Genomic DNA, 12,803 nt, shown 5'->3' with positions numbered 1-12,803 from the left:
GGGAATTTCCCCCTGCAAGTTCAGTCAATCCCCTCATCCTCCTGAGCCGACCGGAACGTTACAATATAGCTATCAAGACCGACGAGGAGCGTGCCCGCATGAATGCGACAACCCCCGAACCGACGGCCCGGCTGCCCATATCGAACGATCCCTTGGACGGAACCGCCCGCTTCTTCTCCGCCGACAGCTTCGCGAAGCTGCAAAGCATCATGTACCGCAAGCCGATCGAGAAAGGGAGCGTGCTGTTCTGGGAAGGGGATGCCGCGGAGAAGCTGATCTTCGTCCGGAGAGGACGCATCCGCATTACGAAAACCTCGGACAGCGGCCGCCACATCACCCTTTACCTGCTCCAAAAAGGCGATCTGTACGGCCAGCCCGATCCGTTCCAGAATCCGTTGCACGCCTTCAACGCGGAAGTGCTGGAGGATGGGGAGATCGGCGTCATGCAGATGGCCGACCTGGAGGTGCTGCTCTGGCAGCACGGCGATCTCGCGATCGAGTTCGTGAAGTGGATGGGGCTCATGCACCGGATGACGCAGACGAAGTTCCGCGATCTGATGCTCTATGGCAAGTCGGGCGCGCTGTGCTCGCTGCTCATTCGCTTGTGCAATTCCAACGGAACGCAGGAGGAGGAAGGCACGCGGATCACCCTTCGCGTCAACCATACCGAGATGGCTGATATGATCGGGGCGACGCGGGAATGCGTGAACCGGATGCTGTCGGAGCTCCGCAAAGACGGCATTATCGCCGTCAAGGACGGGCATCTGGTCGTCAAGGACATCGACTATTTGCGCGGCGTCTGCCGCTGCGAGAATTGCCCGAAGGAGATTTGCCGGATGTAACGAAATTGCCCCCATACCTTGAGCGGGATGGGGGGTCATTCTTTTTTGGTAGTCGGGGGCTGCCCTTGGCTCTAGCGGACAGAGGATCCGTCATCTCTCGCCTGGAAGCCTGTTTGGAAATTTAACGGACAGACGATCCGCTATTCGCTTCAAATGGGGCCCCAATCGAGGAAAATCCGACGGATAACGGAACCAGTGTCCGTTAGAATGTGAGAAACGCGTTTTTTTGGAAAATAAGGTCCTGTGTGTCCGTTAGCGGTCGGCTCCTACTGGGGGAGGTGCCAAAACTCTCGCGACGTAACACGAAAAAAGCACCCTAAATTGGGGAATCTTATGATGATATAATAGTTTTAAGTACATAGATGGCTGTGAGGGCGGTCTGGCTTATCTCTCGGAAGGGAGGTGAGACCATTTAACGTTAATGATTTCTTTTTCAACGTTGATACTTTCGTTCCACAAACGGAAATGACCGCCCCTCCCAAGGATCGCGGTCATTTCCGTCCGTCATTCCTAAAGCCTAACCGCCCCTAGAAGCGGCTATGTGCCCGAGCCGTGATGTTCCAGCATCATGGCTCTTTCTATTCATAAGCATAACACAGCCGAATTATACGTAGCAATATGCTATGTCACTTAGAACTACATTAGAAAATGTCATAGTTTGGGTGCCGGTTGAAACCGATCTAATAGAATCATTGAAATCGTCCGCTTTGTCATTTAAATCGTTTTGTAAAGTGTGGGAAATCGCTACATCTATAAACGTCGGAGCTTCGCAAGGGCGTCATTATCGCCATCAAGGACATCGATTATTTGCAAGGCGTCTGCCGCAGCGAGAATTGCCCGAAGGAAATTCGCCCCCTTGCGAAGCGACGGCACGGCAGTTGCCTTCGAAATGGCCGCGATAGAGCGCGGCTATGTCGGGCTGTACGACATCGTGGTTCGTCCGGACGGCCGCAATCGGGGCGTGAGCGAGCAAGTGCTGCTTCATCCGTCGAACTGGGCGAAGCGCAAGGGGCTCATTCAAGCTATTTGCAGGTGATGCAAGCCAACGCCCCGGCCATCCGCCTGTACGAGAAGCCCGGGTACGAAGAACTGTACCCTTATTGGTACCGCGTTCAAGGCTCCGTCCCGATGCAGACGGTCACGATCGCCGTGATCGCGTTCATGTCGGGCAGCTTGCGCATGGGCTTGGACATGTCGGCGATTCCTCTTATTTGACTGCGCCCGCCGTTATGCCGCTCGCGATTTTCCGTTGGAATAGAATATAGATCACCAAAACCGGGACGATCGTCACCATCAGCGCCGCGAACAGCGGTCCCCATTCGGTCCGGTACTGCATCTCCGCTTGCATGATCCCGATTTCCACCGGCAGCGTGTAATGCTTCGGATCGTTGATCAGAATCGTGCCGACGATGTATTCGTTCCAAATGTTCAGCACGTTGACGATGGCGACCGTCACGAGCCCGGGCTGCGACAACGGCAGCATGACGCGGAAGAACGTGCCGTAATGGGAAGCGCCGTCCATGATCGAAGCCTCTTCGAGCTCCTTGGGCAGCGACTTGAAGAACCCGACGAGCACGAAAATGCCGAACGCCAGCACGCTGGACGCGTAGACGAAGATCAGTCCGATCGCCGTGTTGATCAGATGAAGCGAGTTCATCAGGAAAAACAACGGAATGAGCGCCAGAATGAACGGCACCATCATCGACGAAATGTACAGCAGGTAGAGCGCGTTGCTTCCTTTGAAGCGGTATCTGGCGAGCACGTAGGCGGTCGAAGCGGACAGCAACAGTCCGAGCAGCGTAGACCCGCCCGTGACGACGATGGAATTGAGGAAATATTGATTGAAGTTGTATTTGTTCCACACGTACGAGAAGTTGGACCAGAGCAGCGGCATGTCCGGCAGCGCCCACGGCGAATGGAGAAGGAATTGCTCGTTGTCCTTCAAGGCGTCGAGCAACGTCCACAGCAGCGGATAAAGGACGGACAGTCCCCAGAGGACAAGAATAGCGTAGAAAATGATTTTGACAACGGGATTGCGGATGCCGGCTTTCATTCGGTCGCCCTCCTTTAACTAAGCTCGACGGTCTCTTGATGGAGCAGCCGTTGAAGCACGATCGTCGTAATCAGGGACAGCACCAGAATGAGCACGCCGATCGCGGCCGCGAAGCCGAAATGATATTGCCGGAACGCCATCTGGTACAAATACGATCCCATCACCTGCGTCGAGTTGTCGGGGCCGCCTTCGGTCATGATCCAGACGATGACGAACGAGCCGTTCAGCGTCGTCATCATAATGTTGATGATCGACACCTTGAGCTGCTCCCAGACGAGAGGCACCGTGATCGTGCGGAACTGATGCCACTGCCCCGCTCCTTCCAGCTCCGACGCTTCGTAGAAGGATGCCGGTATATTTTGAATGGCCGCGATGATCAAAATCATATAAAACCCGATCCCCGCCCAGATGGCCGGGGGCAGCAGCATCCAGATCGTATGCGAGGTGAACCCGAGCCAGGCGATATCGACTTTCTCCTTCGTGAACAGCGACAGGAACGCGTTCAGAAAGCCGATCTGCGGATTGTAGATGAAGTTCCACAAGACGCCGATGACGACGACCGAGATGACGTTCGGAATGAAGAAGATGGACCGGAAGAAGCCGGCCAGCTTGAAGTTGAACCGCGTCAGGGCGACGGCGAAGAATGTGGCCAGAATCATAATGCCGACGATTTTGCCGGCGACCAGGAAGTAGTCGTTGCCGACGGCCCGCCAGACGATCGGGTCGCGGAACATGTCCTTGAAGTTGTCGAACCAGATGAACGTCTTGTTCTCCGACATGCCGGACCAGTCGAACAGGGAGTAATAGAGCGCTTGAACGACCGGATAGATCGTAAATATGCAGAAAAAAACGAACGTGGGGACGATGAACGTGCCGATGAACAGATTGCGCTGCCACTTGACGGTTACCGGCTTCATCCGACCGCTCTCCTTTCCGATAAATTCGCGGAGGCGACCGCAGACCTAAGCCTGCCGGTCGCCCTCCGCTTGCGGGGTTTGCTGCGAATCGGGTCGGTTACTTCTGCACTTTGGCGACGACGTCGGTGACCCGCTTCACCCATTCCTCCGGCGTAATCTTGTTGATCGTCAGCGCGTCGGTCGCGTCCTGCATCGCCTTGTCGACGTCGGCGTTGAACGTGATCGTCGGAATGACGACCGTATTCGGGTCCGTCAGATACTTGGCGGCGTCCTTGACGAAGTTCGGCGCATTGGAGTTGCTGATGTCGCCCTTAATGTTGGAAGGCGCGCCGCTCAGTTCGGCCCATTGGGACGCTTGCGCCTTGGAGAAGATGAACTGCAGGAACGCTTTGGCCGCCTCTTTGTTTTTCGCCTTCTTGGCGATCGCGACAGTTGCCGTGGACGTGTTCGCGACCACTTTGCCGCCCGCTTTCTGCGTGATCGAAGGAATGAAGCCGAAGTCGAAGCCCTGCGGCACGTCCTTCGCCATCTCGTTCGGCAGCCACAGGCCGTTCGGGATGAACGCGTCCTTATGCTGCAGGAACAGCATTTGCGAGTCGGTATGGTTAATCTGGATGGAAGCTTTGTCGATGAAGCCCTTATCGCGCAGCTGCACGATCTGGTTCAGCGCGGCGAGAACGGCCGGGCTCTTGTAGGCGTCGATTTTGTTGGCGGCCATGTCCTGCAGAATGGTGTAATCGTCGTTGTTGTTCGAGACGATCGCCGGATACAGGAACGCCCCGTTAATGTAGTAAGGGTATTTGCCGGTATGGATGAACGGGGTGATGCCGTCTGCCTTGATCTTGTCGCTCGCTTGCAGGAACTCGTCGAAGTTGGCCGGTTCGGTCCAGCCCTTTTCCTTGAACAGCGCCTTGTCCCAGAAAATGCCCCAGGAGTTCAGCACGAGCGGGATGTTGTAGATTTTGCCGTCGTATTGCTGCGGAGCTTGCGCGAGAATGTCGAGGATTTTGTCACCGTCGATGTTCGTAGCCGTTTGCAGCCATTCCGTCAGGTCTTCCAGTTGGCCGTCTTCGACCATTTGGCGGTCGTTCAGGTTCGGACCGTCGATGTAGACGAAGTCGGGCGGGTTGCCGCCGATCCAGCGCGGCTTATTCTGGTCGTTGATCTTGGGGCCGCCGTCTTCGATGACATTCAGATCGGGATTCGCCGCTTTGAAGTCGGCGATGACCTTCTTCCACCACTTGTCGCCGTAGCCGCCGACGAAGTATTGGATCTCGAAGTCGCCCGTCAGCTTCGTCTGGGATGCGCTGGGGCTCGCGCTTGCCGATTCGCTCGGCGACGCGCTCGCGGATTCGCTTGGAGACGCCGAAGCCGAAGGCGAAGGAGAAGACGATCCGGACGCGCCGCCCGCGTTGTCGTTATTGGACGAACCGCAGCCGGCCAGCGGCATTAAGGCGACCATCGCAGCGATGCCGAGAGCTGCCGTTTTTCTGTTTAACGCCATAAATGCAAAACCCTCCCCGTTAGATGTTGGTAAGCGCTTCGCGGCGCCTGTAACCATCATAGAGGGGAGGGAATGTTGTCTCTATCGAATATCTTCCAAATAATCTTGACTATTTTCTTTTGTCAGAGCTCAGCGGAACTGCTGCTCGCTCGGGGCCCTTCGCAACCGCCTCGCGCATCAACATGGCCCTTTTGGGGCCTTGTTCCACTCGCGCACCAGCCTCGCGCCTCAACATGGCCACTTTTTGGCCTTATTCCACACACCGCATCAGCCACGCGCCTCAACAAGGCCACTTTTTGGCCTTATTCCACACGCCGCATCAGCCTCGCTCCCCAACAAGGCCACTTTTTGGCCTTGTTCCACTCGCCGCATCAGCCTCGCTCCCCAACAAGGCCACTTTTTGGCCTTGTTCCACCCGCCGCATCAGCCTCGCTCCCCAACAAGGCCACTTTTTGGCCTTGTTCCACCCGCCGCACCAGCCTCGCGCCTCAACAAGGCCCTTTTGGGGCCTTGTTCCACGCTTCCCCGGCCCGAGCGCCGTCGCCCCCCTTCGCCTGCAGGAGCCGCTCACTTCGCGCTCCGCTCCACCGCGAATTGCTGCAGCTGATCGAGCGCGTCCTGCGGCGACAGATTGTCGTACAAGACGGCGTCGCCCATCTTGCGGCTCGTGTCCATGACCGCCTGCCAGGCCGGCTCCTGGATCGGATAGAACTTCGCCTTGCCCAGCGCTTCGATATTGCGCCGCATATCGTCGTCGCTTTGCGACAGCTTGCCGCCCACCGAAGCGGTGACCGGGATGAAGCCTTCGCGGGTCGTCATCTCCTCGTAGTTCCGGTCGTCGTACAGGAAGTCCAGAAACTTCGCCAGCGCCACCTTGTCCGTATGATCCGTCTTGAACGACACGATCACGTCCTGAACTCCGAACGTGATCGGCGGCTCGCCGTCCTGCACCGGAATCGGCCCTTTCCCCCACCGGACGCCCGGAAATTCCCGCGGCACGACCTGCGTGAAGTAGTTGCCCGAAATCATCATGCCCAGCTTGCCGTCGCCCAATATCCGCTGCTTCTCGTCCCGGATCGTCACCGTCGGCTCCGGATCGGTCAAGCCTTCGCTGAACAACCGCTTCAGATACGTCAAGCCTTCCACGTTGTCCGGCGAGTTGATCGTCCACTTGCCGTCCCGAACCCATCCGCCTCCCGAGCCGAAGAAGAAATACGACAGATACGCCTGAATCTCGTCGTCCGTCAGATCGAGCCCGAAGCCGAACGCCAGGCCGGTCTCCTTGATTTTGCGGGCGTCCTTCTCCAGCTCCGACCAGGTGGCCGGCGGGCTCGCAATGCCCGCTTGCTCGAACACCGCCTTGTTGTAGTATAGGTTGCGAATGGTCGCCACGTAGGGGAGCGCGTACTGGACGCCGCCGATCCGGTCCATCTGCATCAGGTTCGGATACATTTTGCCTCTTAACTCCGGCGAAATAATATCGTTCAGATCGTTCAAAATGCCGGCTTCGGCAAAATGTGCGTAGACGTTCGTAATGAGCAGGTCGGGCGGCTGGTTTTTGCTGATCATCGACGTGTAAATGCCGTCGAGCACGTTCCAGTTGGCTACTTGAAGCTCGACGAGGATGTCCGGATTTTTGAGCTCGAACTCGCGCACCAGATTGTCGAGGAAAGGCTTCGTCTCGGTGCTGTATTCCGCGGCGACGAACCGGATCACCGATTGCTTCTCCTCCTGGGAGAGGACGACCGCCTCCTCCTTCCTCGAACAAGCGGACAGCAGACCTGTGAGCAGCATCAGGGGCAACAGCGTTCCCATCCCCTTTGTCAAGCGCGTCTCCCCCAATCCTTTCTATTTGAACGGAAAAAGCAGCTTTTGATTTTCCGGTGAGTACATATTTTCCTTCGTCACGACAAGCGTATCGATCCAGGTCTCCTGCGCGATCCGCTTGCCTTCCAGTTGCCGAAGCGCGTTTTTGACGCCCAGGTAGCCCATGTTGAACGGCCTCTGGACGATGATCGCGTTCAGGCTGCCTTCCTCCAGCAGCTTAATCTCGTAGAGAGAGCTGTCGAAGGCGATCAGCCGGACGGTTCCGGTCCGATGCGCTTCCTTGAGCGCTTTGGCCGCACCCAAGGCGGCCGGCTCGCATAACGCCATCATCACGTTGACGGGCGGCTGCGCGGCCAGAATTTTCTTGGCCGCCAGGTAGGCTTGATCCTCCGAATCCCCGATGTAATACGTATCCGTATAGCTGTCCGGTGTGATCGCCGACTTGATCCCCATCTCCCTTTCGATCGACACGCCCGAGCCGGCGTAGTCGCTGATGATCGCCACGACCGGCTGCCCGCCGGTCTCCTGGGCCGCGAACCGCCCGGCTTGCCGGCCGGCCTCGCGGTGATTGCCGGACACGCGAGCCGGGTTCCCTTCCATTCGCAGCGGCGTATCCATGACGACCAGCTCGATGCCCGCCCGCTGAATTCGCCCGAGCATGTCCAGCACGCCGTCATTGTTGATCGGAGCGACCACGACGGCGTCCGGCTTGCTCGCGAGCGTCTCTTCCAGCAGCTGCAGCTGCGCAGCCGTGTCGTTCTCCTGGAGCGGGCCGAGCACTTCGAGCTTGGCCCCCGCTTCCTTCGCCGCCGCCTCCGCCCCGTAGCTGACCGTCTGCCAGAAGTCGGACCGGACGTTGGACGTCTTGAGCATGACGACGACCGTTCGCTCGCCCGCGGGGCCGACATGATACAGATTGAAATAGAAAACGAAGAACAAGGCGGCGCCGATGAGAACAAGAGCAAGCGCCACTGTAAAACGTTGAACCTTCACGGCGTCTTCACCCCTGAATCGGCAGTTTGGGAGTCGTGCCGGACGCGGAGGCCGCGACCTCCGGCGGCAGCTTGGGGATCGCAATGGTGACGCAGGTCCCGACGGCCAGCTCGCTTCGAATTTTGACGCCATAGGCGTGCCCGAAATAAAGCTTGATCCGCTCGTCGACGTTGCTGATGCCGATCCCTTTGCGCCTCAGCTCGCCGCCCGGGGGTTCCCAAATCCGCTCCAACTGCTCCTCGGTCATGCCGAGCCCGTCGTCTTCGACCTCGAACACGAGTTGGTCATCCTTCTCCATGCCCCGGATCGTGATCGTCCCGATGCCCGGCTTGTTGCGAATGCCGTGATAAATGGCGTTCTCTACGAACGGCTGCAGCAATATTTTCAGCGTCCTGTAGCCGAACGCGGCTTCCGCGATCTCCAGCCGGTAGTCGAGCTTGTTGCTGTACCTCATTTTCTGGATAAGCAAGTAATTGGTAATATGCTCGATCTCCACCCGCACCGGAACGAGCTCCTGATCCTTCGTAATGCTGGCCCGGAAAAGCTTCGCCAAGGCGGACGTCATGAGCACCACTTCCTCGTGCTGCTTCTGCTCCGCCATCCAGACGATCGAGTCGAGCGTGTTGTACAGGAAATGCGGGTTGATCTGGGCTTGAAGGAGCTGCAGCTCGCTCTTGCGTTTGTATTCCTGCGTGTCGATGATCTCCTGCATCAGGTTTTTGATTTTCCCGACCATCATGTTGAACGTCCGGGCGAGCTGGCCGATCTCGTTCATCTGTCCCACCTCGGCCTTGACGTTGAAGTTGCCTTTCTCCACCATCCGCATCTTCCTCTGCAAATTGCGGATCGGACGGGACAGGCGATGGGAGAGCACAACGGAGATCAGAAGCGAGATCGCGATGCCGACGACCGTGAGGAGAATCGTGTTGCCCAGCGTGCTTTTGTACCCGATCAGATCGTCCTCATAAGCGACGCCGACGATTTTCCAGCCGAAGCTCGTAGCCTTCACCGAATAGAAGCGCTTGCCTCCGTCGTCGTCCACCTTGAAGGTCGTTCCGCTAGCCGCGCTCCTCACCTCTTCGATGGGCTCCGTGCGCAAGTTGCTGTAAATCAGCTGCTGCTGCGGATGATAGACGATGTTGCCGTCCTGATCGACGATGAAGACGTAGCCTTTCCGCCCGAGATTGATCTGACTGCAAAGATCGTTAATGACATTTAAATTCATGTCCACGAGGAAAATGCCGTCCGCCGTCAGCCCGTCCACATTCTTGAGCTCGCGGCTCAGGGAGACGACCCAGCGGTATTCGTTCTGGAGAATGTTCTGCACGTGGGGGGCAGAGATGACCGATTTGCCGCCGGCCAGCTTCGCGTTCTTGTACCACGCCTGTTCCTCGAGCTTGGCGTTCGGGTTGAGCGTGGTGATCCGCCGGTCAGAGACGAAACGGCCGTTGTAGCCGAACACCATAATGGAGGCGATGTCCTTGCGCGTATACAGAATCGACTGGAACAGGTCGGAGATGCGCTTCTCGTAGGGCCGCCGCTCCCCGTCGACGATGAAGCTGCTGCTGGAAATGTAGTATTTGACGTCCTTGTTCGTCATCGCGAGCAAGGAGATGTTTTCCATATTGTCCACATAGGACTGAATGTTGGTGTTGACCTGGTTGATGACTTCCTTGATATAGCCCTTCGAATTGTTCTCGACCGCGGCGACGGAGAGCCGGTAGCCGATCAGACTCGTCGCCGCGATCGCGATCAGAATGAGGCAAGAGAACGCAAAGACGATGCTCGCCTGAATGCTCTTGAGCGGAAAAAGCGGAAATACCGGTCTGCGTTCGATGAACATCTCATAGCACGCTCTCTTTGGCCTGTTTCTCCCGGAAATTCCGAGGCGTCGTGCCGGTATGCTTCTTGAACAGAATGCTGAAGTAGTTCGGGTCCGCGTATCCGACCCGGGAGGCGATCTCGTAAAATTTCAAGTCGGTGGAGAGCAGCAGCGCCTTCGCCCGTTCGATGCGGACGCGGGTCAGGTACTCGACGAACGTCTCCCCGGTGTATTGCTTGAACACGAGGCTGAAATAGCTGGTGCTCATCAGCACGTGGCGGCACAGCTCCTGCAGCGACAGCTTCTCGTCGGCGTAATGCGCTTCGATGTAGTCCGTCGCCCGGGCGATCTGCATGCGGGTGTAATGGCTGCGGTTGTCCGCGACTCCCGCCATGACGGAGCCGACGATCCGCTTGAGCCAGTTCTCGATCTCACCCAGCGTCTTGAAGCGGTAAATTTCCGTCAGCCACAGCTGCCCGTCCTTGGCCGCCCCCTCCGCGTCGTCCGCGAAGCCAAGCTCCTGCACGGCGTACATCAGCGCGAGGACGATTTTTTGCATATGGAGAAAAGTCGTTTCGATCGGGAGCCGGGAGGCTCTCAGCTCCGCGACCAGCTGCTCCACAAGCCGCTGCGCTTCCGCTCCGGCTCCGGTCTTGACGGCCGCGATCAGCTTGCGGTCCCAATCGCTCCGGAAGGGGAAGACCGCCGCCGCCGTTCCTTCCAGGTCCGTAATCGTCAGCACGCGATTTTTCCCGTGCAGGAACCGGTAATCGAGCGCCGCCAGCGCGCTCTTGTACGATACCGGCAGCTGCTCCGCCGACGAGCAGACGCGGCCGATGCCGATCGTCACCGTAAACTTCAAATACTTCTCGACATGGTGCCTTCCTTCTTCCGCCATGCCGATGGCCCGGTCGTAAAGCTCGTTCTCGTTCTCCGCTCCGCTCGCGAGAATGACGATCTTCTCCTCCCGAGTCCGGAACAGCAAGGTCCCCGGGCGGGCGGATACCGTCTCTTCGAAAATATTAAAAACGGCAAAGCGCAAAAATTCCGCGTCGTGTCCGTCGTCCATCCATTCCTCGCGCTCGCCGAAGTCGTCGATGTCGGCCACCATGACCAGGTAAGGCGGCGCGAGCGGCGGCAAACCGAAAAAAGCGAACCGCTCCTCGATTTCCGGCTTCCCGAGGCCGAGCGCGACAAGCCGCTCCAGGAAGCGCTCCTTCAGCAGCGGCAGGCTTTGATGGAGCTGGCTGTGCAGCCGGCTCCAATCTTCGAGCCGCCTGGCCTCCTCGTCCATCTCGCGGCGCACCTTGTCCAGCAATTCGCGCATTTCCCGAGCCGTAATCGGCTTGAGAACGAAGTCCTGCACCTTGAGCCGGATCGCCTGCTGGGCGTATTCGAACTCGTCGTATCCGGTCAGAATCATAACCTTCATATAAGGATAGTTCGCCGCGACTAGCCGGGCCAGCTCGAGGCCGTCCATGAGCGGCATGCTGATGTCGGAGACGATCAGATCCGGCTTATGCAGCTCGATCGCCTCCCACGCCTCGCGCCCGTTCTCGTAATCGCCGATCAGCTCGAAGCCGTGGTCGTTCCACGCGATCGTTCTCCGCAGGCCGTCCCGCACGACCGATTCGTCGTCTACGACGATGACCTTGTACATCGGCAAGCGCCCCCAGTAGACCGTTGACGCCGCTGCGTCACGGCCGATCTCTTGGTGATGGATGATTCCATCATAATAGAACCGCCGTGGGGGAATAGGGATACAATTCGCCAACGCAGGGATATTTTTCGCTTCTCTGGCGAGCGGGCTTTAATTAGAGTTGCGTTCAAGGCGATTGTCGCCCCTTGCGGCACGGTTACGGCTCGGCTAACGAATCCAGGAACCGTTATAATGCCGAAATCGGGCAGATGAATAATCTAACGAATCCTACAGTCGCTATTTCGCCGATTCAGCCAAAATCAGAGGGTCTGGACTGCAATTAGCGACATCTGGATTCGTTAAATCCGAAACGAGCCCGATTTCTCGGAAATAACGACTGTCAGGTTCGTTAAACTGTTGGCAGACGAAACGCCGTCCTCTAAGCAGGAGTGGCCCGCAGCGATGCCCATTTCCTGGGCAATTTGCAGTGCGCTGTAGTTTCGCAGCCAGCCGTAAGCCGCTTCCTTCTCCCGAGGGGGAAGCTTTGAATAGGCGACTCCTATAAAAAACTCCCGCACCGATCATAACAATTAACGTGATTGAGTTATTAGCAAAGGGGACATCCGTCATCCTATTCAGCAAGCGGATAAACGATAAAGCGCATATAAAGAGTATGCCGTAAAACTCAGGTCGAGTCTGTCTTTGTTTTCCACATAATCGTACCCTTACCGTTATATAAAGGCGGATCAACTGCCGCGCTGTAGTCGGTACGATCGTTGGCGGAGTTACGGGTCAATTTATTGGCGGAGCCGTTGGTGGAGCCATTAGTTTCTTGGGGAATGCTTTGGAGGCCGGAGTGGCAGAGGCAGTGCAAATACTGCCTCTGTTTCAGATTGGAGACGGTTTTTCCAACGTATCGACGACGCTCAAAAGGCTATCGAGACTCATTTGAAACTTCCCGATTTACAATTCGACAAAGTTATCGTCGTCGGTCATAGCGAGGTGCAATCATTTCCGGCATGCTCGCACATTACCGCCATGGGGGAGCCGTTAATATGCATCTTGTTGTTTTCCCATTAATTAGGGCTTGCTGAACAAGATCAATTTAAGCTGCTCCCAACGCATGAGCCTAGACCGTGATTTTCTTTGCGGTTTTCATGCAAAAAATCGGACGGAACGCAATGAATCTGAAAAAAGAGAAAAAAA

10 protein-coding genes are annotated in these 12,803 nt (G+C 57.1%); 3 read left to right on the top strand and 7 right to left on the bottom strand.

The features are described 5' to 3' along the window. Positions 1-98 precede the first annotated feature (98 nt). From G485_RS0110210 to G485_RS28315, 3 genes are all read left to right on the top strand, one after another. A complete protein-coding gene (locus tag G485_RS0110210) occupies positions 99-842 on the top strand; it encodes a Crp/Fnr family transcriptional regulator (protein WP_084423241.1) in 744 nt (247 codons plus the stop codon). An 889-nt stretch (positions 843-1,731) separates the two neighbouring features. Continuing rightward, positions 1,732-1,878 carry a hypothetical protein gene (locus G485_RS25915; protein ID WP_156922257.1) on the top strand — a complete coding sequence of 49 codons (147 nt, stop codon included), beginning with the start codon at positions 1,732-1,734 and terminating at the stop codon, positions 1,876-1,878. Next, on the top strand, positions 1,869-2,057 hold the full coding sequence (locus tag G485_RS28315; protein WP_156922255.1) for a hypothetical protein: 189 nt from the start codon (positions 1,869-1,871) through the stop codon (positions 2,055-2,057). Before G485_RS25915 ends, G485_RS28315 begins: the two co-directional genes overlap by 10 nt. Here G485_RS28315 and G485_RS0110195 read toward each other — a convergent pair. The 7 genes from G485_RS0110195 to G485_RS0110165 all read right to left on the bottom strand — a co-directional run bounded on the left by G485_RS0110195 (position 2,050) and on the right by G485_RS0110165 (position 11,618). Next, complete coding sequence (locus G485_RS0110195) at positions 2,050-2,895, bottom strand: carbohydrate ABC transporter permease (RefSeq protein ID WP_027092473.1); 846 nt, start codon at positions 2,893-2,895, stop codon at positions 2,050-2,052. The genes G485_RS28315 and G485_RS0110195 overlap by 8 nt on opposite strands. 14 nt (positions 2,896-2,909) lie before the next feature. Beyond that, positions 2,910-3,812: a carbohydrate ABC transporter permease gene (locus tag G485_RS0110190; protein WP_027092472.1), complete on the bottom strand. Its 903-nt coding sequence runs from the start codon at positions 3,810-3,812 to the stop codon at positions 2,910-2,912. Positions 3,813-3,909: 97 nt separating this feature from the next. Next, on the bottom strand, positions 3,910-5,316 hold the full coding sequence (locus tag G485_RS0110185; RefSeq protein WP_027092471.1) for an ABC transporter substrate-binding protein: 1,407 nt from the start codon (positions 5,314-5,316) through the stop codon (positions 3,910-3,912). Between the two features lie 567 nt (positions 5,317-5,883). Further along, positions 5,884-7,143, bottom strand: coding sequence for an extracellular solute-binding protein (locus G485_RS0110180; RefSeq protein WP_156922253.1), 1,260 nt, complete (start codon positions 7,141-7,143; stop codon positions 5,884-5,886). 21 nt (positions 7,144-7,164) lie between these two features. After that, positions 7,165-8,136 carry a substrate-binding domain-containing protein gene (locus tag G485_RS0110175; protein WP_027092469.1) on the bottom strand — a complete coding sequence of 324 codons (972 nt, stop codon included), beginning with the start codon at positions 8,134-8,136 and terminating at the stop codon, positions 7,165-7,167. Between the two features lie 7 nt (positions 8,137-8,143). Continuing rightward, positions 8,144-9,979, bottom strand: a complete 1,836-nt coding sequence (locus G485_RS25910; RefSeq protein ID WP_051318161.1) for a cache domain-containing sensor histidine kinase — start codon at positions 9,977-9,979, stop codon at positions 8,144-8,146. 1 nt (position 9,980) lies between these two features. Beyond that, the gene (locus G485_RS0110165) at positions 9,981-11,618 is read right to left on the bottom strand and encodes a response regulator (protein ID WP_027092468.1); all 1,638 of its coding nucleotides are present in this window, start codon (positions 11,616-11,618) and stop codon (positions 9,981-9,983) included. Positions 11,619-12,803 lie beyond the last annotated feature (1,185 nt).

The sequence above is a fragment of the Cohnella thermotolerans DSM 17683 genome, assembly GCF_000429825.1.
Lineage (GTDB): Bacteria > Bacillota > Bacilli > Paenibacillales > Paenibacillaceae > Cohnella > Cohnella thermotolerans.
The sequence above is the reverse complement of the archived record's forward strand: the minus strand, read 5'-3'. Positions and strand labels throughout refer to the sequence as shown.

Coding starts and splice junctions, on each gene's coding strand:
- G485_RS0110210 (WP_084423241.1), top strand. CDS start 99: ATGAATGCGACAACCCCCGAACCGACGGCCCGGCTGCCCATATCGAAC.
- G485_RS25915 (WP_156922257.1), top strand. CDS start 1,732: ATGGCCGCGATAGAGCGCGGCTATGTCGGGCTGTACGACATCGTGGTT.
- G485_RS0110195 (WP_027092473.1), bottom strand. CDS start 2,895: ATGAAAGCCGGCATCCGCAATCCCGTTGTCAAAATCATTTTCTACGCT.
- G485_RS0110190 (WP_027092472.1), bottom strand. CDS start 3,812: ATGAAGCCGGTAACCGTCAAGTGGCAGCGCAATCTGTTCATCGGCACG.
- G485_RS0110185 (WP_027092471.1), bottom strand. CDS start 5,316: ATGGCGTTAAACAGAAAAACGGCAGCTCTCGGCATCGCTGCGATGGTC.
- G485_RS25910 (WP_051318161.1), bottom strand. CDS start 9,979: ATGTTCATCGAACGCAGACCGGTATTTCCGCTTTTTCCGCTCAAGAGC.
- G485_RS0110165 (WP_027092468.1), bottom strand. CDS start 11,618: ATGTACAAGGTCATCGTCGTAGACGACGAATCGGTCGTGCGGGACGGC.